The sequence below is a fragment of the Nitrosomonas sp. PY1 genome, assembly GCF_022836435.1.
In the GTDB taxonomy this organism is placed as follows: domain Bacteria; phylum Pseudomonadota; class Gammaproteobacteria; order Burkholderiales; family Nitrosomonadaceae; genus Nitrosomonas.
In genome coordinates this window covers 37,524-58,489 of sequence record NZ_BQXC01000003.1, presented here as the reverse complement: position 1 = coordinate 58,489, position 20,966 = coordinate 37,524, and the positions used below count along the sequence as shown (strand labels likewise).

At 45.0% G+C, this 20,966-nt stretch carries 17 protein-coding genes; 12 read left to right on the top strand and 5 right to left on the bottom strand.

Annotated features, from left to right (window positions below; genetic code table 11):
• Positions 1-298: 298 nt before the first annotated feature.
• From W03_RS13190 to W03_RS13175, 4 genes are all read right to left on the bottom strand, one after another.
• Positions 299-1,327, bottom strand: coding sequence for a hypothetical protein (locus W03_RS13190; RefSeq protein ID WP_244073845.1), 1,029 nt, complete (start codon positions 1,325-1,327; stop codon positions 299-301).
• Between the two features lie 129 nt (positions 1,328-1,456).
• On the bottom strand, positions 1,457-1,900 hold the full coding sequence (locus W03_RS13185) for a conjugal transfer protein TraM (protein WP_244073844.1): 444 nt from the start codon (positions 1,898-1,900) through the stop codon (positions 1,457-1,459).
• Positions 1,897-2,628: an AAA family ATPase gene (locus tag W03_RS13180; protein ID WP_244073843.1), complete on the bottom strand. Its 732-nt coding sequence runs from the start codon at positions 2,626-2,628 to the stop codon at positions 1,897-1,899. Before W03_RS13180 ends, W03_RS13185 begins: the two co-directional genes overlap by 4 nt.
• Positions 2,628-2,969 carry a TraK family protein gene (locus tag W03_RS13175; RefSeq protein WP_244073842.1) on the bottom strand — a complete coding sequence of 114 codons (342 nt, stop codon included), beginning with the start codon at positions 2,967-2,969 and terminating at the stop codon, positions 2,628-2,630. The genes W03_RS13180 and W03_RS13175 overlap by 1 nt, the downstream gene beginning before the upstream one ends.
• A 369-nt stretch (positions 2,970-3,338) precedes the next feature.
• Here W03_RS13175 and W03_RS13170 point away from each other — a divergent pair, with 369 nt between their 5' ends.
• The 12 genes from W03_RS13170 to istB all read left to right on the top strand — a co-directional run bounded on the left by W03_RS13170 (position 3,339) and on the right by istB (position 18,776).
• Positions 3,339-3,692: a conjugal transfer protein TraJ gene (locus tag W03_RS13170; protein ID WP_244073841.1), complete on the top strand. Its 354-nt coding sequence runs from the start codon at positions 3,339-3,341 to the stop codon at positions 3,690-3,692.
• Between the two features lie 15 nt (positions 3,693-3,707).
• Positions 3,708-5,348 carry a TraI/MobA(P) family conjugative relaxase gene (gene traI, locus W03_RS13165; protein ID WP_244073840.1) on the top strand — a complete coding sequence of 547 codons (1,641 nt, stop codon included), beginning with the start codon at positions 3,708-3,710 and terminating at the stop codon, positions 5,346-5,348.
• Complete coding sequence (locus tag W03_RS13160; RefSeq protein WP_244073839.1) at positions 5,348-7,183, top strand: type IV secretory system conjugative DNA transfer family protein; 1,836 nt, start codon at positions 5,348-5,350, stop codon at positions 7,181-7,183. Before traI ends, W03_RS13160 begins: the two co-directional genes overlap by 1 nt.
• Positions 7,184-7,197: 14 nt before the next feature.
• Positions 7,198-7,752: a conjugative transfer signal peptidase TraF gene (gene traF / locus W03_RS13155; RefSeq protein ID WP_244073838.1), complete on the top strand. Its 555-nt coding sequence runs from the start codon at positions 7,198-7,200 to the stop codon at positions 7,750-7,752.
• Between the two features lie 24 nt (positions 7,753-7,776).
• Positions 7,777-7,995 (top strand): conjugal transfer protein TraD, encoded by a 219-nt coding sequence (locus W03_RS13150; protein ID WP_244073837.1) that lies wholly within the window; start codon positions 7,777-7,779, stop codon positions 7,993-7,995.
• Positions 7,982-10,810, top strand: coding sequence for a zincin-like metallopeptidase domain-containing protein (locus W03_RS13145; RefSeq protein WP_244073836.1), 2,829 nt, complete (start codon positions 7,982-7,984; stop codon positions 10,808-10,810). The genes W03_RS13150 and W03_RS13145 overlap by 14 nt, the downstream gene beginning before the upstream one ends.
• Before the next feature lie 20 nt (positions 10,811-10,830).
• The gene (locus tag W03_RS13140) at positions 10,831-11,952 is read left to right on the top strand and encodes a JAB domain-containing protein (RefSeq protein WP_244073835.1); all 1,122 of its coding nucleotides are present in this window, start codon (positions 10,831-10,833) and stop codon (positions 11,950-11,952) included.
• An 8-nt stretch (positions 11,953-11,960) separates the two neighbouring features.
• Complete coding sequence (locus W03_RS13135; RefSeq protein ID WP_244073834.1) at positions 11,961-12,380, top strand: hypothetical protein; 420 nt, start codon at positions 11,961-11,963, stop codon at positions 12,378-12,380.
• A 254-nt stretch (positions 12,381-12,634) separates the two neighbouring features.
• Positions 12,635-13,633 carry an AAA family ATPase gene (locus W03_RS13130; RefSeq protein WP_110381628.1) on the top strand — a complete coding sequence of 333 codons (999 nt, stop codon included), beginning with the start codon at positions 12,635-12,637 and terminating at the stop codon, positions 13,631-13,633.
• 6 nt (positions 13,634-13,639) lie between these two features.
• Positions 13,640-15,976, top strand: a complete 2,337-nt coding sequence (locus tag W03_RS13125; protein WP_244073833.1) for a S8 family peptidase — start codon at positions 13,640-13,642, stop codon at positions 15,974-15,976.
• A 498-nt stretch (positions 15,977-16,474) separates the two neighbouring features.
• Positions 16,475-17,974 (top strand): IS21 family transposase, encoded by a 1,500-nt coding sequence (gene istA, locus W03_RS13120; protein ID WP_244073832.1) that lies wholly within the window; start codon positions 16,475-16,477, stop codon positions 17,972-17,974.
• Positions 17,967-18,776: an IS21-like element helper ATPase IstB gene (gene istB, locus W03_RS13115; protein WP_096291694.1), complete on the top strand. Its 810-nt coding sequence runs from the start codon at positions 17,967-17,969 to the stop codon at positions 18,774-18,776. The genes istA and istB overlap by 8 nt, the downstream gene beginning before the upstream one ends.
• 143 nt (positions 18,777-18,919) lie before the next feature.
• On the opposite strand, the gene W03_RS13110 is transcribed toward istB, so the two are convergent.
• Complete coding sequence (locus tag W03_RS13110) at positions 18,920-20,938, bottom strand: DNA methyltransferase (RefSeq protein ID WP_244073831.1); 2,019 nt, start codon at positions 20,936-20,938, stop codon at positions 18,920-18,922.
• Positions 20,939-20,966 lie beyond the last annotated feature (28 nt).

Sequence of the window (20,966 nt, the reverse complement as noted above, 5' to 3'; positions counted from 1 at the left end):
CTACTTTGTGTGGGTTATACCTACTACTTTATATGGTTTTATCCAGAGGATTTGAGTTTAAGCTCTTGCTTTGTTTTTTTGTGTTGTTGATGTGTGGGATAAACCTTCTACATTCTTGCTGAGGTGTGGGTTATACCTGCTACGTTATGTGGTTTATTGATAGATGTTGAGCTTGTATCAATAATTTGTTTTTTTATGTTCTTATGTTCTATTAATACGTTTATTTGTGACTTTTTAGAATTCTAATGTGGATCATACCTTCTACTTTTTATCAGATATGTGGGTTATACCTACTAGTTTATATGAGTTTATCAAGAGATTTTGATTTTGTATCAAGGACTTGTTTATCTGTGTCATTGACACGTTTATTAGCGGCTTTTTGTTCGCTTATAAATTGATTAGAAGGAAAAATTGTATATTTCACATCAGTAATTGCACGGCTTTCTTTACGTTCGTCTGTTTCATAGCTCGCTATGATATTTTTTTCTTTTAATTCGTCTAATGCTGAAAGCACTTTTCTTCTGTTATCAATTTCTCTGCTCTGCTGCAATAATCCGCTATTTTTCAAATCTGAAAACATGAAATGATAGTTATTGATAAGATTGGCGTGCCGGTAACGATTGATTAATTTCTTATAAATAAAGCGAGAGAGTTGTTCATCGCAGCTCATCAGACGATCATAGTTAAACTGTCTATATTCAAGGCGATTTATTGCATGGCTGATAAACAGAGGCAATCTGCCAATATGGTGAGCGTCGGTATCAGCTAGATATTCCTCACGGCCAACGGTCACTAAATCTTGTAGTATAGCTCCACTCCAAACTTCTTTTTTATCCTTGAACAAGGAAATGTTACATTTATTCATGACTTCGATAGCGTGTTTTATCTCATTCCGACTTCGGGTGCGTCCTCTTGATTTAAGCTCCCGATGTATCATGCTTAAAGAAAAACGAACCCAGGTTTCAGCTTTATTGACATCATGAATGCCATAATTTTGAATTGTAAGATATTTCTTTAAAGCTTCCTCGACGAGTTCTTCAGTAACACTCGGAAAGAAGGCTTTGTAGCCTCCGTCTTTCTGTTCAATTAGAGCAGGTTGAATCTTAACGCTGCAGGAAATGCCATCATATGAGAATTCCATTTTATATGGATCAGCATGCCCTGTCTTTGTGCGTAATTTTTCAACTTGTTTAGGTGTGAAAAAATATTTCGGAATACTTTCCCAAATTTCAACGGTATTTGAAACTTCACTTTTGTCATTGGTGACAAACTGCGAGAACAGATCAAGCTGAAGGCTTTTGATGTACTTTTCTGGAGGTTTTTTCACTAGCTTATATCGAGTAGTATGAAAGATCGCACATTTATTTACAGATGCATGTGCAATTGTACTATTAATTATCTGTGTGTTACTCATATCAAAAAAGCCTCCGAAATATTTTCCCGGTTAAGATAAGTCCTAGAAAACAAGTACCATAACCAGGACAGCAAGGAAGAACAGGCCTGTGGCCAATAAATTGATGATCGCTGCTTGCCGGGTATTTCTGGCTATCGTTGCTATCTCTTTTATTTTCTCGTTAAAACCCGATTCTATTTTTTGATCGATTGACTCAAAACAAGAATTAATTATTTGTTCGGTTAACAGATTGGTGTTGCGAGAGCTTGCCTGTAGCAGCGAATTGGCTTTATTTTCCGTAGCCTGCGACCATTGACTGATGTTTTCTTCCAATGTTGATCGAAAATTATTTAAAAGCACCTGGTGCGCTTTATTATTTTCCTCAAGCAAGATTTCATTGAGTGTGTGAACCATTAATATCGGATCATCATCCGTGAGAGCAATGCCGTGTTTAGCAGCTACCCTCTCAATGATCTTGCTGAAATGATTCAGTTCAGTCGTTGTCATGCTAGAACAGCGGCCACATTCTCAATGTTGGTGAAAAGCTGTTTCCTGATAATATTTAACCGCTGACGTACCATGATGGGTAGGGATTTGCTCTCCAAAGCTTCACTGAAGGTTAACTTGGATTGCAATATTTCACTTAAATCCTTGCCGAAAGTATCTGCCTTATAGTTAGGAATTCTGATAATGGCCGATACGCGGCTTTTGTTATCCAAATAAGTTTTCATTTCCTCGAATCTTTTTCCATCCATTTCTATTTCTCCCCAATAAGGGTTCAACCAAACAACAAACAGCGTATCAATTGGAAAGGATTCGATTAAATTCGCAAAACCTGTCAGGGTGTCGAGTAGCGCCTGGCTGCCTGTAATGACCGTATGAATGACCAGTTCATGGCCCATGTCTGGAAGCAGGGCAGGGATCTGGTTGCTGATGAGATAGTGCGACATGGGCACAAAGGTGCTGGCACCGTTGTCAATAATGATGTCACTCTCTGATTTACTGATAAGTTCAATCAAGTCGTCGAACTTTCTTGGATCAATTTCATCGCCGGACATCACATTAATCTTTCGCACGTTTAGCTTTTTGAACCCGTGGAATGTCGCGTTCACGGGATCTGTATCAACACAAATCAGCTTTTTGCCTTTGGCTAGCTTGTGCTGAGCCAGTGTTGATGCGATAAAGGACTTACCGACACCGCCTTTGCCTTGCAAAATCATATGTATTTTAGCCATCAGATTAACTCCTTTTTATCAATTGACGAACGATAGTTAAAGCCATTGTTTTCCCTTTCCACAGTCACGCCGGATACCGGTTGCCCGTGCTTCTTCCTTGCAGATAAATCATCCGGTTTAGCAAAAATGTGCCTTTTGACAAGATTCCTGAACCAGAGATAGGAACAACCTATTTTTTTCTCATCTTTTAGCGTCGACCATATCTGTCGCATTGACCATCCGTCATGAAGTGCCTGGCTGATTTCTGTTTTCAGAGCCAGGAAAGCAGGTTCATATAAATTCCTGCGACCTGGATTCTTCTGCTCTCTCATAGAGATTCGTTCGGATAACGATGGGTTCATGGCAAATTCCTGACTGTTATTTGGCGTAAAAATATTCAAATTAATTACAGTATCTATTGGGTATTTATTTACTTCCTGTTTAGTTTAATTTGACTTACAACTATCTGTATTTGGTGCATATAAAGACAAGCTACAGATACTTTTTAGTATTGTTTAAATATTATTATATCCATATATTATACATTTGCAATGTATTTGTTTAATGATAATATTATTCGTGCAAACAAACTCTACCGGGCAAGATATGTGAAGTTAGCTAACTTTTAAAAAAGTTAACTCACATCACACGGGTCTTATTCGCACATGACTGTGCTCAACGAATCTTGCTCTGCGAGGCTATCAACGCCAGAATAATTTTTGAGGTGCGTCATGGTTCAAAAGCGGCTATTACATTTTCGAGTGCCTGTAACGCTGGATGAAGAGGAGGGGATCAGAACAAAAGCACGTGATACGGGTTTGTCAGTGGCCAGATACATGCGCCAAGTGAGTCTGGGATACACGGTACCAAGCATTATCGATAATCAGCAAGTAGAAAAATTGTTAAGGATTAACGGCGATCTGGGCAGGGCAGGGGGGTTGTTAAAGATGTGGCTGACCAATGATGTCCGGCTAAAAATAACCAGCAAGGCAGAAATTGAGGCCACTCTGGTTACCATACGCACAACGCAGAACGCTATGCTGGATGCGATTCTGGAACTCAGAAATAGAAAGACGAATACTTAACGGTTAATTATTGCGATGATCGCTAAAATCATACCCATCAAAACAGTGCGTAAAAGCAACTATTCTGCGCTGATACAGTATCTGATCGATCCTCAAGACAAGAGTGAGCGTATCAGTCAGATCAAGGTTTCGAACTGTTATTCAGACGATCAGACAGCGGCACTGATTGAGATACAAAACACACAGGAAATGAACACTCGCGCTAGATCAGATAAAACCTGTCATTTGGTGCTGAGTTTCCCGGAAGGAGAACGCTTATCCCTTTCTGATCTGAATGCCATAGAAGAGCGATTCTGTGATGGTCTGGGTTTTACCGGTCATCAACGGTTCAGCGTAGTCCACGATGATACTAATAACCTGCACACACATGTTGCAATCAATAAGATTCACCCCAGAGCCCTTACAATTCACAATCCCTATTATGATTTTATTAAAGTAGCTAAGCTTTGTGAGCAAATCGAGCAGGAATATGGTTTAACAACAGTTAATCATGAAACCGTAAAGGATCAAGCCTCCAGAGTAGGGCATGAAATTGAAACCAGAACAGGTGTGGAAAGTTTGCTTAGCTGGATCAAGCGCGAGGCACTCACTGAAACCAAGCACGCGAATAACTGGCAGGAGTTGCATCAGGTTCTAGCAAGGCATGGCCTTGCAATTAAAGAGCGTGGCAACGGGTTTGTATTGGTTGCCAACAATGGCGTGGCCGTTAAAGCCAGCTCTGTTGATCGCTCTCTCTCCAAAGGGTATTTGACCCAGAGACTGGGTGCATTTATACCTAATGAGCATTCTGATCAATCTTTGCGTTCGGATATCAAACAATACCAGCCGAGACCGCTACACAACCGAATAGATACTTCAAGGCTCTATGCAAGATACCAGCAAGAACAAGCAGATAGCGTCAGACAGCGCACTACTCAATGGGCCATGCTGCGACACACAAGAGATCAGCTCATTGAACGTGCCAAACGGGAAGCAAAACTCAAGCGCAATCTCATTAAAAGCATCAAAGCCGGGAGATTGGCTAAAAAGGCGCTATATGCAACCGCACATCAGCAGTTCAAAACAACAATCGAAGTCATTAGAAGCGATTACCAAAAAGCCTACCAGCACTCTAAAGCCAGTCATTCCAGAAAGGGGTGGCTTGATTGGTTAGCATTTGAGGCCAAAAATGGTAATGCTGAAGCATTGGTTGTGTTGCGATCCAGAAGAACCGGTCAATTTAAGGGCAACCAAGTATCGACCAAGCAAAGTCATGATGGTTTCAGCGCCGATGGCCACTTCAAGGATGGTTTTATTAAAGATAACTTTGTTGAATCGATCACCAAAATTGGCACAGTCACTTATAAAGCAGGATCAACAACCATCCGCGATGACGGTAATCGACTCATCGTCCTGCCAGATACCTCACGCGAAGCCTTGGTGAATATTTTGCAAGTGGCCGTGAAGAAGTACGGCAGCCACCTGGCAATCAATGGAACAGAATCGTTTCGCCTTGAGATAGCACAGGTTGCAGCACAAAATAAAATGCGCGTGACATTTGATGACAAGCGGCTTGAACAATACCGTCAGCAGTTAATGAAACAGCACAGGGTCAATAAAGCGCAATCGGTAGGTCAAAAACGATCCGCTACCTCAACTCCCAGAAGGAGCCTCTGATGAATAACAACAATCTGAGTTCTAAATACAGCAGAAATATTACAAAAGACACACTTATCGTCCGGCTATTGTCCTTTGTGTGTCTTGTTGGCGGATTCCAAGTCGCCACCCAGTATTTTGCCTACAAATTCAATTACCAGCCGCAATTAGGCGCGCATCTTTTTCATATTTATGAACCCTGGGCAATTCTGGTATGGGCAAATAAATGGTATGCCCAGTATTCAGGCATCATTGATCTGGCAGCAGGTTTCGGTATTTTATTTTCAAGCATCGGTTTGATACTGGTGCTGGTCATTAAAATGGTGCTGGCTAATTCATCCAGAACCAATCAGGGATTACATGGTTCGGCCAGATGGGCCGACAAAAAGGATATTGTAGCTGCAGGACTGCTTTCAACTGGCAAAAGTAATCACAGTGATGCGGTTTATGTCGGCGGCTGGCGGGATAATTCCGGCAAAACCCACTATCTGAAACACAGTGGCCCGGAACATGTGTTGTGTTATGCCCCGACCCGCTCAGGCAAAGGTGTAAGTCTCGTCATACCGACCCTGCTTTCCTGGACTCAGAGTGCAGTCATTACTGATCTCAAAGGTGAGTTATGGGCATTGACCGCCGGTTGGAGAAAGCATCATGCCAAAAACAAAGCACTGCGTTTTGACCCGGCATCAACAAGCAGTGCGCATTGGAATCCGCTGGATGAAATCCAGATTGGCAGCGGCATGGAAGTCGCCGACGTTCAAAACCTGACCACCTTAATCGTTGATCCGGATGGCAAGGGATTACAAACCCACTGGCAAAAAACCAGCCAGGCATTGCTGGTAGGTGTCATTTTGCATGTTTTGTACAAATCGCAGCGAGAAGGAACCCCTGCCACCTTATCGACTGTCGATTCTATGCTATCCGATCCTGATCGCGATATCAGGGAACTATGGATGGAAATGGCCATGCAGGATTTTCTGGACGGTAAAAGTCATCCCGTGATTGCAGCCAGTGCACGCGACATGCTGGATCGCCCTGAAGAAGAAGCGGGTTCAGTTTTATCAACCGCAAAATCCTATCTATCCTTGTATCGCGATCCGATAGTCGCCAACAATATCAGTGATTCCGATTTTAGAATCCGCGATCTCATGCACCATGAGAGTCCAGTCAGTTTGTATATCGTGTCACACCCCAATGACAAATCGCGGTTACGTCCTTTAATCCGCATTCTGATCAATATGATCATCCGAAAGCTGGCCGATAGAATCACGTTTAAAGACGGTCAACCTGCCGCGCATTACAAACACAAACTGCTATTGATGCTGGATGAATTCCCAAGCTTAGGAAAACTGGAAATCTTTCAGGAGTCTCTCGCGTTTATCGCAGGCTATGGCATGAAAGCCTATTTGATCTGTCAGGATTTGAATCAGCTCAAGAGTCGTGAAACCGGATATGGGCATGATGAAGCGATCACCTCCAATTGTCATATTCAGACCGCGTTTGCACCCAACCGGATTGAGACAGCGGAGCACTTATCCAAGCTGACCGGACAAACCACCGTCATCAAAGAGCAGATTACCACCAGCGGCCGCCGATCATCGATGATGCATGGACATGTCACACGTACCATGCAGGAGACGCAGCGCGCGTTATTAACGCCGGATGAATGTATGCGATTGCCAGGTCCCATGAAAGATGCTGATGGCAAAATCACCAAGCCGGGCGACATGATTATTTATGTAGCCGGTTTCCCTGCCATTTATGGCACGCAACCTTTGTACTTCCAGGATGAAACCTTTACGGCACGGGCGCAAGTGAATCCCCCGAGTTTCAGCGACAAATTAACCGGACTGTAAGCGATCTCGAACGCATGAAAGTCAACTTCATGAAAAAACCCATCAAAATTCTGTCTGTTTCTGTTCTGACAATGAGCGCGGTCTTGTTTGTGCTGAGTATTGGTGCACGAATCAGCGGAATTTATATCAATACCACACCAAGCTTGCCAGTAGGTTTCTACAAAGTCGTTGATGAACCTATTGTAAACGGCGCTTATGTCGCCTTCTGCCCGCCGCAAGACGAGGTTTTTGATATGGCCAGGGATAGATCCTACATCAATCAAGGCAATTGCACTGGCGGTTATGGCTTGCTGCTGAAACGTGTCTATGCACAACCGGGAGATACGGTTTCCATCGATCAGGCTGGTATCTTTGTGAATGGTGAATATTTACCCAACAGCGCCCAGCTAAAAGCGGATGCTGATGGCCATGCATTGCCGCAATACCGGCTTCAAGCTGTGCTGAATGATGCTGAGTATCTGCTGCTATCTGATTTAAACCCACAATCCTTCGATGCGCGCTATTTCGGGTTGATTGCGCGCGATCAGATTCAAAAGGTTGTCCGTCCGGTTTTTACCTGGAGTCATTAATTAAAATTTAAAGGAGACAATGTTATGAATAGACCACCGATTGATGCTGAAACTAACAATCCTGACATAACAGAAATCATTCAGGAAAAGCTGCTCGATGCAGAAATACCAGGCTTCCAGGCTGAATTTGATCCCTTAGAAGCTGAGAGGCTGGGTGCATTCATAGAAGAAGCTTTGAGTGAACAAGATGCGCTGGATAGCACGATCGATCATGTAGCGGAGGTTGGCTATGAAAGAGGCTAAAAAGGCTTTTCATGAACAAGTCGCCGAGAATTTGATTGAGCAACTCAAAAAAGGCGCTGCACCCTGGCAAAAGCCGTGGGAACCCGGTGATCTGCTTGCTGTATTACCCATGAATCCAACAACGGGTAAGCGCTACCGGGGCATTAATAGCCTGAATCTGATGAGCCGTGCGTATACGGATCCGCGTTGGTTAACCTACAAGCAAGCGGTAAGTCTTGGCGCACAGGTGCGTAAAGGTGAAAAAAGCATGCTCGTGCAATACTGGAAATTTACTGATGAGCGCATCAAAAATGATGATAGTGGAAATCCTGTATTCAATACTGAGGGGCAACCCATTAAAGAACAGGTGAGACTAGAGCGCCCCAGGGTGTTTTATGCCGCCGTATTTAATGCGCAGCAGATGGATAATCTGCCTGAACTCGATATAAAAGCCCCTGACTGGGATCCACTGGAGCGTGCTGAGCACATATTACAAGCATCCAATGCCGTGATCCGTCATGGCGAAGCTGATCGCGCATTTTACCGGCCATCAACCGACAGTATCCACTTACCCCACAAGCACCAGTTTTCGACACCCGATCGCTACTACGCAACCGCACTGCATGAACTGGGCCACTGGACAGGTCATGAATTGCGCTTAAGTCGTGATCTCTCGCATCCATTTGGAAGCGAAGGTTATGCAAAAGAAGAATTGCGTGCCGAGATTGCCAGCATGTTGCTCAGCGGTGAGCTGGGGATTGGTCATGATCCGGGACAGCATGTGGCTTATGTGAACTCATGGATCAAAGCGCTACAGGAAGATCCCACAGAGATATTTCGTGCCGCCGCAGATGCTGAAAAAATCCAGGATTATGTACTGGCATTGTCACAACAACAGGAAATTGATGCGCAGGAGACAATCAAGATGGATCAAATCAAGCAAAACACCGCCAGCTATTTACAGAATCTCTCACCTGATCTGGCCACCATCGCATCCCACAATATCAAACGGTTTAATGATCTGACACAAGATATGCCAAAAAAGGATCAGGATGTCATTACTCTGGTAGCCGATGCACTCAAATTTTTGAAAAATGGTGGCATTGATAATCTGGAATTTGAAGAAGTATCTTCAGACAAATTGGGTTTTAGCATTCCGGCTGACTGGAATGGGCGCACCCAAGTGCAGGGCAACGTCATTCAAACCGATGAAAATGGCGTTGAGTCGATAGTATCCGCTGACTCATTGAATACAGAACCGCAATTCTGGGGCGTGACTATGCAGCGTGATGACCAGACTTTTCAATGGGTAAAAGACTGTGAGTCTGCGCAAGAAGCGGAAGATTTAACCAATTTGCTTGCACTCATTGATGTCGCTGCCGAAAAAAATGAACATGAAAAGGCCGCTAAGCTCGCCAACATCCATGAAAACCTTGTTCGAAATGATCCACTTAGTACTGAAGTATCGATATCAGGAGCCAAGACCGAGCAAAACGATGACAATGCTCGTCAATATTTGATTGTTCCTTATCGTGATAAAGACTTGGCGAAGGCTGCCGGAGCTTGCTGGGATAATAAGGCTAAGGCCTGGTATGTGGGGCCAGAAGCAAATATCCAAACATTACAGCGTTGGCTGCCGGGGAATGTTTCCAGTCACCAGGAACCGGCTATCGCTCCTCATAGTGAATTTGCTGATTTGCTGCGCGCTCAAGGTTGCCGGGTTGATGACCATCATCCGGTGATGGATGGCAGTAAACACAGAATTAAAGTTATCGGTGACAAGTCGGTTGAAAAATCGGGATTCTATGTAGCACACCTGGATGGGCATCCTGCCGGATATTTCAAGAATAATAGAACCGGTATAGAGACGCGCTGGAAAGCCAAGGGGTATTCATTAACGGATGAGCAAAAAGCCGAGCTGATAGCCCAAGTCGCTATCAAGCAGCAAAACAGAAAAGCTGAGCAACAGGCACAACAAAATAAGGTTGCTGATGCAATTCAAGCTTTGCTGGCGATCGCACCAGTTGCCGATTCTGAGCATCCTTATTTGAAAGAGAAGCATGCCCGGCCAGGTGATCTGAGAATTGTGCCGCAGAATGCGGATGATTTACCCAATGACTCAATCATCAAAATTGGCCAAAACTGGCAGGATGTCAAAGCCTTGCGGGAAGAACACCCTGACAGCATTGTACTGACTGCCGGTGATTTGTTGCTGGCCGCACAAGATGTTCATGGACAGATCTGGAGTGTGCAAACGATACAGTCGAGTGGTGCAAAGCTTTTTGCAGCGGGTAGCAAAAAGGAGAATAACTTTCATGTTGTGGGTGGTAGCGGCCAGGGATTGGACGCAAATATTAACGCAGTGCCAGCCATTGTGATTGCTGAAGGTTATGCCACCGCAGACACGCTATCCCAAGCGCTGAGTTATCCTGTCATCGCCGCATTTGATTCGGGTAACTTACCCAAAGTCGCGCAGGATTTACATCATAAATACCCGCACAAGCCAATCGTCATCGCAGGTGACGATGATCATCACCTGGAATCCACCCTTGGCAAAAACCCCGGCAAGGAAAAAGCGCTTGAAGCAGCGGCATTGGTAAATGGGTCTGCGGTATTTCCGATTTTTGCGCCGAGTGAGCGGGATCCAAAGAAGTTAAATGATTTTAATGATCTGGCCAATAAAAGCGCGCTGGGTATTGAGGCGGTTAAACGTCAGGTTGGATCAGTTGTTGAAAAAATATCTCAGCAGGCTAAACAGGACAGCTTATTGAAGTTACAAGTCCCTATTGAACCTAAGCAGCAGGAAATCAAGCAAAAACGGACATTGGTCAGGTAATTTGATAAGGAGGCCGCAAAATGCGCGATAATATGCTGAAGATTCCAGGAACCCCATCCAATTCTGATGAAGGTGATCTTTATGAAAAAATTGAGACTCGTCCCAGTATTACAGACAAGCAAAAGGAAGCAGGGCGATGCGCCTATACCGAACTGCTCGAATCTCATGCTCGATGGGCAGGTGGCACCTTATTGGGTTGTGATTTCCCGAAAGACTTCCGAGAAAAAGGAGGAACAACCTTCCTGAATCAGCCCATCAAGTCAGGCCATGATTTGGCAATAATGGCGCAAATACTGCGCGATCCGCGTTATGAGACGTTGAGAATCTTCTATACCCGTATGAATCGCATCGTTCATCATACGGCTGTGAGTTCCAGATTGCCGGGTGCAGTCTATCTGGAGAAGATTGGACAGGCCAAACATGATCTGGGTATTTTGGTAGAAAAAACTAGACGACATGTTAAAGCCGATGGTTACTGGTTATTGCATAACCATCCATCGGGTAATGCTACGCCATCGAGTCAGGATGTCAGGCTCACAGAAATACTTGCATCATTTGTTCCGAGTTTCAAAGGCCATATCGTTATCAATACCAGTCAATACAGTGTCATTGATAAAGACGGTCATGTCGATTTTGTGGATTGGATGGGTAATCAGGCAGGAGGTTATCAGAATAATCATTATAAAAGTCATGAGCTGCTCCTGGAGAAAATAGCCTCACCGGAGGATCTTGCAATGATAGGCCATGCTCTAAAAAAACGAGATCAGTTTTTTAACTTGATAGGCATTAGTGCAAATGGTTTTGTATTGTCGTTAAGTGAGCTACCTCTATCTGTACTAAATCGCCATCAAAATCTGCTTTTGGCACGACTACAAAATTTTGCACGCAATTCCGGCGTCAATACCGTATTTGCCATCACGAATGCCAATGATTACAGACATCCCGTATTATCCAAAGCCTGTGAAGCTGGCATCTTAAAAGATGTGCTGGCAGTAGAAGGCACTGATTATCACTCATTGCGGGAAGAAGGTTTTTTTGCATCGATATCTGGTGAAATAAGCACCATTTTTAGGAAGCATAGAGCCTTTGTGAAGGAAGATGGTGGATTAACCAAATCAAGGGGCAGAGGACGCAGTATGTAGCGGACACGATGATTATGTGTGGTGGTATTGAATACCAGGATCAGAAGATTTATTTCCCTGAACCGGATGCACGCTTGCCTGTTCGGCTACGAGATGGCAATGTTACTTGGATAACGTGGGGCAGACGCAAAGATGAAGCCATCGGTAAATTTCCGAATGGCGGCTGGGCGCGACTAAATTCCATCAAAAGTGGTAAATGGAAGCCCTGGCACCCGAGACCAGTTTTAATTGCTGCTAAGCAGTTCATGGAAAAAGACCATGACAATCAGTCCCACTGGATAGAACTGGATAAACGGATGGTGATTCAAGGATTATTGGCAGAAAGAGACAAAGAAACTCGGGTTTATGTGGTGACTATCGATGCACCACCTGAATATGTCTGGATACATGATCGCTGGCCAAGATTGGTTCGATTGATGGATCAATAATCTATAAATGCTTGGATTAAATCTGACGTCTTCAAAAATAGAATTGAATAAGGACTGACAATAAGTATCATTGAAATGACCGTTTCCGGTCAACTTGAAACGGTTTGTCACAATCGTTAGCGCTAGAACTACCTTGATGGAGATTGTTTTAATTCACAAATCTTTGCCAAGTGGTTACCTTTATTAAAATACCAGCTAGAATGCAGAACAAATGGTTTTAGAAATTGCAATAATTTGAGGAATATGGAGAAGTTATGGCTTCTGGTGCACTGCTTAGACAACTGATCAAATCAGGTTCGGAGGGCGACTCAGAGTCGTTTCGTCGTGTTTCGGAAAAAATTATTCAGGAAGAGCGCGATAAGCAACACCATCTTCTGGCCAATGACTTGGAAAAAATTCTTTATGGCCGACGCAGTTCTTCTGAGCAAGCAAAGCGTTTTGTATTTTCAAAATTGCCTGAAGATAAAGAACGCGGCTTGGCTCTATTGCAGATAAAGGAGCCCTTACGCAGAATTGATGATGTGATTTTGTCTGATGAAAACCGTTCCCTGCTGGACGAAATCCTAGAAGAGCACCATCGTGTAGAAATTCTTAAATCACATGGTTTATTTCCTGCTGACAGACTACTTTTCTGCGGCCCACCCGGATGCGGGAAAACGCTATCGGCAGAAATTGTTGCTGGCGAATTAGGCTTGCCTTTGGCAATTGTCCGGATTGATAGTGTTGTATCCTCCTATCTAGGAGAAACGGCGGCAAACCTGCGTAAAGTATTCGATTTTATAACAGCCATCCCTATGGTGGTGTTATTCGACGAATTTGATGCCTTGGCAAAAGACCGTGCCGACAGTGCTGAGCATGGTGAATTAAAACGCGTCGTTAATGCTTTTTTGCAAATGTTGGATGCTTATGAAGGTAAAAGTTTATTAATCGCAGCCACTAATCATGAAGGTATTTTGGATTCCGCGATTTGGCGACGTTTTGATGAAGTGTTAGTGTTTGAAGCGCCTAATTCAGAACAAATGAAGCGCTTACTTACTATCAAGCTTAGAGGTGTGCGTAGGGAATTCGAAATCGACAATAGCAAAATTTCTAGCTTATTCAAAGGAATGTCTCACGCCGATGTTGAACGTGTTTTGCGCCGGGCAATTAAAGAAAAGGTTTTATCAGGTAAAGAGTTTTTGACCGAACGGCACATTCAGTCTGCTATTCGCCGGGAAGATGCAAGAAGGAATCGGGTTTCTAAACAGGAATAGATCTTCATGACATCTAATTATCCACATTTACCACTGCAACGTGAGGAGCCAATCACCGAGAAGAGATCAAGTACATTTCCACCACCCACAGTACCATCCGACCCAGCAGCGCATGCTAAAACCCTGGGTTTGCGACTGCAAGAAACTGTTCAACAAACGGATATGGATATTGGCGGTTTTGATGACCGCAGATTGTTTCGTTTCAAAGTAAGTAAAGGCTTCAATCCCGACGACTTAAGAAAAATATCTGGTGAAATCGAATTCGTCAGTCAAGAGGCAGACGAAGTTGTGGTCGCTTTTGTTAGCCAATCAGCGTTGCAATCGTTCGAAGCGAGACTGGCGTCAATAGCTCATGGGGAAAGTGTTACCAACAAGCAAGTCTATTATGCCTTACAAGGCATGAGTGGATGGACGCCGGACGATAGAACCGGTTGGTCATTAAAGCAGGAAGGTTTTCCTCAAACGGATATATTCTATCTCGATCTTGAACTGTGGCCCATTGAGGACAATGCCAGAGAGCGCCAACTACTTTGTAGTAAGTTCGAAGCATGGCTTAAAGAAAATAGCATTGAGTTTCCTGATAGCGTTAAACAAGCTGGATTGACCATTTATCGCGTCCGTTGTGATCGTACCCAAGCCGAACAATTATTGCACCACCGTGATATACGCATTGTTGATCTACCGCCACGTTTTGGCCTAAATGTAAAACATCTCGGCCTAGATATTCAGCAATTCCCAATACCTCCTTCACCATTACCCAATGCACCTGGTGTTGTGGTTTTGGATAGCGGAATTGCAACCGGACATCCTTTGCTGAGTAGTTCCGTGGGCGATTCACAAAGCTTCCTGCCTGGTCATATCGAAGCAGACGAGAGTGGACATGGCACACATGTCGCTGGCATCGCCCTGTATGGCGACTTGGCAAAATCAATAGATGCCGGTTCATTTATTCCGGAATTGCGTCTTTTTAGCGGGCGAATCCTAAATAGAGATAATGAAAATGATGGACTGGTTGAAAACCATATTGATGCTGCCGTTCGCTATTTTGTTGACGAATACAATTGTCGGGTTTTCAATCTTTCTTTCGGTGATAGCCGTAAACCTTATTTAGGCGGACATGTACGCGGCTTGGCATATACCTTGGACAGACTGTCGCGTGAATTAAGCGTTTTATTCATTGTTTCAGCCGGTAATGTTCTGCCTAGTCACTTGGATGGGCTAGCTTGGCGACAGGATTATCCCCAATATTTATTAAATGATGAATGGGCGATTATCGATCCGGCCACAGCCCTTAATGTACTAACAGTCGGTAGTTTAGCGCGATGGGAAGCCAATCGGAATGCTCAGCGATTTACCCATGATCCTGCCGAATTGCCCATAGCCAAAACAGAACAACCATCCCCTTTTACTCGTCATGGACCGACAGTTGGTGGTGCCATAAAGCCAGAATTGGTGGCCTTCGGAGGGAACTGGGCTTTGAATGCTCGTGGCGGAGCCAATAACATTAACGATGATGGATTGGGTGAACTATCGACCAATCTCGACTTTGCTCAAGGCAGGTTACTTGGTGTCAAATGCGGCACTAGCTTTGCTGCGCCTCATATTACGCATTTAGCCGGGAAAATCTTATCCGAGCATCCTGAAGCCAGCGCCAATTTAATAAGAGCTTTGTTGGTGGCTCATGCCACAATACCAACTTCCTCAACGGATATTTTTGATAATGAAGACTCAGTTAGAAAGGTATTGGGATATGGTCGTGTCGATGTAAGGGCATTGCTCAAGTCATTGGAAAATGAAGTGACATTGATAGCGGATGGTCAAATTGAAAACAAGCGTCATCATTTTTACGAATTATTGGTACCAGACGATTTTATTTCACCAGGCAAAAGAGTTCGCGAAATATCGGTCAGCCTAGCTCATACGCCACCAGTGCGATCGACACGCGTAACCTATAAGGCAACACGATTGGATTATCGATTAGTATCAGCTCCTGATCTTGATCATGCAGTCAAAATGTTCAACAAGGCAACGAGTAAAGAAAATTTTGAAAGCATCCCAGAATTGGCCAATGCAAATGTCACCAAAAGTCTTAGAAGCAAAGGTACGGTTCAATCTGCAAAGTGGCAGTTTAAACAAATACGGAGTGATTCCAAATTAAAAAACGAACGTCTGTTTGTTGTTGTCACCAGAAATGATCATCCCTGGGGCGAGGCAGATACAAAAACATTAGAAGAATATTCACTGGTGGTCTGTTTACGTGATCGTGAGAATCAGCAAGCTAAGCTATACACTCAAATTCAAAATCGCTTGCAACAACGCCTGCGGACTCGAGCTAGAATATAATATTGAATTCTCCAAATAAACAATCACTTGATTTGTTAGAACCAATGATGTCTGGTATATAATTAACTGACATTCGATCAATTAATTCTGATTGTCCTCTTATAGAGGGCGAGTCCTGCCTATAGTAACCGGCAGCAGTCGGCCACAAGCAGATATCGATCAATTGTAATTAAAATTCTATTAGCAGAGTGTCGGAGACACTAGCCCATTAACCTCTTTCTGAAAGGTCAGCAGACTTGCGTGTGATTATTCTTATGCCATCGTTTCCTTTTTTTACTGAAGAGATAAAACCTCGACCCTTTAGCAATTCAGAAAGTCTGGAATTCAATATATTGTTGCTAAGTTTAGGACGCTTCCCATACGAGGCTATTTCACTATAAGGTGTTGACACCGGTCGAAAATTGACCAGAAAAGGCTAGTTGTAACGGTTGAAAATTGACCAGGTAATTTCCGTATCCTGCTTAAATTTTAGGCAGGAGAATTTAAGAGGTGATTACCATGGTTATGTATGCAAAGATACGACGGATGTTTTACCGTGAACATCTGTCAATTAATGAGATTCAACGAAGAACGAGTTTGTCGCGGAACACGGTCAAGAAGTGGTTGAAAGTGCCAAGCGACAGCGCGGTTAAATATCAAAGGGCGAAGAAGCCTGGCAAGTTGACACCGTTTGAATCCAGGTTAATGTTAGCGCTGGAAGCGGATGCGCGTCGTCCGAAGAAGGACCGGCGCACGGCGTTGATGTTGTTCAAAGAGATATTGAACGAGGGTTATACAGGCGGTTATACGATTGTATGTGACTTTGTTCGCAACTGGCGCAATCAAGGGAATCAGAGTAAAGCGGCGTATGTGCCGCTGAAGTTTGCGCTGGGTGAAGCATTCCAGTTTGACTGGAGCGAAGAATGGCTGGTGATCGGCGGCATCCACCGCAAGGTACTGGCAGCCCATACCAAGCTATGCGCCAGCCGTACTTTCATGTTGTCGGCTTATCCGTCACAAAGTCACGAAATGCTGTTTGATGCGCATACCCGGGCATTCACTACTTTTGGTGGTGTGCCGAAACGCGGCATTTACGACAACATGAAGACCGCCGTGGACAAGGTGTCTAAGGGCAATGGACGTGTGGTGAATACGCGCTTCTTTGCGATGACGGCACATTACCTGTTCGATCCTGATTTCTGCAATGTGGCTTCCGGCTGGGAAAAGGGTGTTGTCGAGAAGAATGTTCAGGATATGCGCCGCCGCATATGGAATGAAGCCAAGCAACAACAGTTTGGCTCATTCGATGACTTAAACAGATGGCTTGAAACGCGCTGTCGCGGACTGTGGTCTGAAATCGAGCATCCGGATTATGCGGGCATTACCCTTGCCGATGCACTGGAACAAGAACAACTGTACCTGATGCCGATGCCAGCACCGTTCGATGGCTATATCGAAGTATTGGCGCGGGTATCCAGCACGTGTCTGGTTACATTACTGCGCAACCGGTATTCCGTTCCCTGTCGTCTGGTCAATCAGGTGGTGGCCGTTCATCAGTATGCCGACCGTATCGAGATCGTCCATGACAATGCCGTAGCAGCCTGTCATAGTCGTCTGATGGATAGCGACCAGGTCAGCTATAACTGGCAGCACTATATCCCGGTCATTGAGAAGAAACCGGGGGCCTTGCGCAACGGTGCGCCATTCGCCGAACTACCGGCACCTTTGCTGCAACTGCAGATTGCACTGAGGCGCAGAGAACGTCAGCAGGCCGATCGAATCATGGCAAAAGTGCTCAGCCTGGTGCCGACGCATGGGCTGGAAGCTGTGCTGGTCGCTGTTGAACTGGTGCTGGAATCCGGCGTGCCCAGTGCCGAGCATGTTGCCAATGTATTGGCACGGCTGAAATACACCGACGTACCAGCGTCAGTGGAAACAACACTGAAACTCAATGAAGAACCGCAGGCCGATACGGCGCGCTATGATCGTTTGAACACCAAAGAGGTGCCGCATGTCTGACATACTTGCGCAATTCAAAGCGCTGAAATTATATGGCATGGCCAGCTCCTATGCTGAACTGAGGCAACAGAATACGCCCGATGTCGCTGACAGTTTTAATTTCGCAGACACACTGCTAAACCAGTTACTCCAGGCTGAAACAACCGAGCGCAACCTCCGTTCCATTCGCTATCAGACACAAGCTGCCAGATTCCCGGTGCAGCGCCACTTACAGGGCTTCGACTTCAGTCAGTCCAAAGTCGATCAGCAACTGATTCATCAGCTGGCTACAATGGAATTTACAGCCGCTGCACAGAACCTGGTGTTGGTCGGCGGCACCGGTACTGGCAAAACACACCTGGCCATTGCCATCGGCACTTCAGGCATCCAGCATCACAATAAAAAGGTACGCTTCTTCAGCGCCATCGATCTGGCCAATAGTCTGGAACAAGAAAAATCAGCGGGCAAACAAGGCAGGCTTGCCTTGCGGCTGTTGCAGATCGACCTGGTCATTCTCGACGAACTGGGCTATCTGCCATTCTCACAAGCCGGTGGCGCACTATTGTTTCATCTACTCTCCAGGTTGTATGAACGTACCAGTATCATTATCACCACCAACCTCGCATTCGCAGAATGGAGCATCGTATTCATCGACGCCAAAATGACTACAGCGCTGCTGGATCGACTCACACACCATTGCCACATCATCGAAACCGGCAACGAGTCTTTCCGCTACAAACAAAGTACAGCCAATGCAAAGATCAGAATACAGCAGCGGGAAAAAGAAAAATATTCTCCAGAAGAAAATCTGGTCGATTCGTAGTCAATTACAACAAACTAAAACATCAACAGGAGGCAAATTACCAATCCAGTCTGGTCGACTTATCCACAGATGCGTAGTATCCTGCGCTCTATTTTCCCCTGGTCAAATTTCAACCGTAATGGGTGGTCAATTTTAAACCGGTATCAACACCCGGCAGACTCTATCTCATCTTTGTTGAAGGACAGAAATCCACCGTCAATTGGCATGTTACCAAATGCCATTAAACTCAGACCGCTGAGGTTCTCGTTCCGTGGTTCAATGTAGATTTCTGGGCCGGAAACAAGATAGGCATTGATGTACTTTACATCTCTTGTCTCGATAGAGTTATTTGCCACGGTTACGAATAGGCGTTTTTTCGATGTGTTTCGTGGGCCTACACCTATAATGGCGACTGTTACTCCCGCGTTGTGACTAGCAAGATTTGCCCACTTGAAGCTCGTGTAAGCGAAATTGATTTCATGATCACTTCTAAGGACATGCGGCCAAAGAGCAGAGACTGCTTTTCCTTGACAAATTGAGTTGGTGCTCACGAAGGCAAACGAAGCAGACGCTATCCTGCAATAGTTCGCTGCTTTCTGGAACCATCCGCCTACATAGTCTAGTCCCTTCCAATTTACACTCGTTCCCTCAAACACTGCTTCCAGATCGACCTTCTGCGCATCGTCCTGCGATTGACTTCCCTTATAGGGCGGGTTACCACAAATGTAAGTTTCGCCACCTTCATTTTCAAAGTCGATCTGTGCTTGATCAAGCGGTGTGCTGAATAAGTCATCACTATACAGTTTTACACCAGTGCCGGTTGCAGGGCAGATATTCAACCAATCCAGCCGGAGAGCATTGCCACAAGTGATCCAGTTTTGGGCCTCCAACGGCAGAAACTGCAACAAAGCCAGTTTTTGCCCGCGATAAAGCACATCACATTGATACTCAGCAATGATTAAAGCAAGACGGGCAATTTCTGCTGGGAAGTCGCGCAGTTCAATGCCTCGGAAATTCGTGAGTGGGATTTCCGTGTGCTGGTGTTCTTCTCCACGCCGACGGTTAATTTCCACCTCAATTTCCCGCATTTGTTTATAGGCAATCACCAGGAAATTACCTGAACCGCAGGCGGGGTCAAACACCCGAATCCTTGCCATACGCTTGCGGAGGTTCAACAGCATGCGCGGATTATCACCAGCTTCTTCAAGTTTGGCATGCAGATCATTCAAAAATAGCGGGTTCAACACCTTCAGAATATTGGGTACGCTGGTATAATGCATTCCCAATGCGCCGCGCTCGTCATCCTCTGCCACGGCTTGGATCATCGAGCCAAAAATATCAGGATTGATTTTCTTCCAATCCAGCTTACCGACATGAAGCAGATAGGTACGTGCAATCTTGCTAAAGTGCGGTGTTTCTGTCCCGCCGGAGAAAAGACCGCCGTTCACATACGGAAATGTATCTGTCCAGCGTGGCAGTTGTGCTGTCTCCCGATCATCTATCTTGGTGTTCATGGCGCGAAAAATCTCGCTAATCACTTTGTGAGTGTTTGACGAATCTTTTGCGCTCATTTGATCAATAGTGGTTGTGAACAGACCACTGCCATTAAAAATATCTGTATCCTCCGCAAAGAAGCAGAAAATTAACCGTGCCATGAAGTGGTTCATGTCAGGGCGGCGTTCTTCGGTTCCCCATTCGGGGTTATCTTTCAGAAGCTCAACATACAGCTTGTTCAGACGACCAGTCGCCCTGATGTCAAAAGCATTGTCACTGATTTGTTTGACCGTGCTGATCCCGGCCAGAGGCAGAAAAAAGCCAAAATGGTCAGGAAAATCTCTGTAAGTGCAAGCAACCGTCTCACCGCTTGTCAGGTCTTCCGCCTGAAAATCGTCTCCATCCGTCGCAAGGATGAACTTTGCTTTCTGGCGTGCGGTGGCGGGACTGTTTTTCAGATTATCCAGTATTTTCAGCACTTCACCAGATGGGCAAACCGCCATGTGGATATTGTTATACTGAAGCACCGCGCCTTCAATATCGGTTTTGTTGGAATTGCCGCTTCTCAAGCGGCTGATGGTCGTGGCTTTGTTCCCAAATGCCTCCAAAAACGCATAGGGGAATTGTGCCGGATCAAATGGTTGCTCCGCCAGTTTGGATATTGCTTCTTCAATCTCTACAGCGTTCAAAGCACCACCTTGTCAGATTTCTTATAGC

Excerpts from the sequence above, each read along its gene's own strand:
- W03_RS13185 (WP_244073844.1), bottom strand. The coding sequence starts at position 1,900 with ATGACAACGACTGAACTGAATCATTTCAGCAAGATCATTGAGAGGGTA.
- W03_RS13180 (WP_244073843.1), bottom strand. The coding sequence starts at position 2,628 with ATGGCTAAAATACATATGATTTTGCAAGGCAAAGGCGGTGTCGGTAAG.
- W03_RS13175 (WP_244073842.1), bottom strand. The coding sequence starts at position 2,969 with ATGAACCCATCGTTATCCGAACGAATCTCTATGAGAGAGCAGAAGAAT.
- W03_RS13170 (WP_244073841.1), top strand. The coding sequence starts at position 3,339 with ATGGTTCAAAAGCGGCTATTACATTTTCGAGTGCCTGTAACGCTGGAT.
- traI (WP_244073840.1), top strand. The coding sequence starts at position 3,708 with ATGATCGCTAAAATCATACCCATCAAAACAGTGCGTAAAAGCAACTAT.
- W03_RS13160 (WP_244073839.1), top strand. The coding sequence starts at position 5,348 with ATGAATAACAACAATCTGAGTTCTAAATACAGCAGAAATATTACAAAA.
- traF (WP_244073838.1), top strand. The coding sequence starts at position 7,198 with ATGAAAGTCAACTTCATGAAAAAACCCATCAAAATTCTGTCTGTTTCT.
- W03_RS13150 (WP_244073837.1), top strand. The coding sequence starts at position 7,777 with ATGAATAGACCACCGATTGATGCTGAAACTAACAATCCTGACATAACA.
- W03_RS13145 (WP_244073836.1), top strand. The coding sequence starts at position 7,982 with ATGAAAGAGGCTAAAAAGGCTTTTCATGAACAAGTCGCCGAGAATTTG.
- W03_RS13140 (WP_244073835.1), top strand. The coding sequence starts at position 10,831 with ATGCGCGATAATATGCTGAAGATTCCAGGAACCCCATCCAATTCTGAT.
- W03_RS13135 (WP_244073834.1), top strand. The coding sequence starts at position 11,961 with ATGATTATGTGTGGTGGTATTGAATACCAGGATCAGAAGATTTATTTC.
- W03_RS13130 (WP_110381628.1), top strand. The coding sequence starts at position 12,635 with ATGGCTTCTGGTGCACTGCTTAGACAACTGATCAAATCAGGTTCGGAG.
- W03_RS13125 (WP_244073833.1), top strand. The coding sequence starts at position 13,640 with ATGACATCTAATTATCCACATTTACCACTGCAACGTGAGGAGCCAATC.
- istA (WP_244073832.1), top strand. The coding sequence starts at position 16,475 with ATGGTTATGTATGCAAAGATACGACGGATGTTTTACCGTGAACATCTG.
- istB (WP_096291694.1), top strand. The coding sequence starts at position 17,967 with ATGTCTGACATACTTGCGCAATTCAAAGCGCTGAAATTATATGGCATG.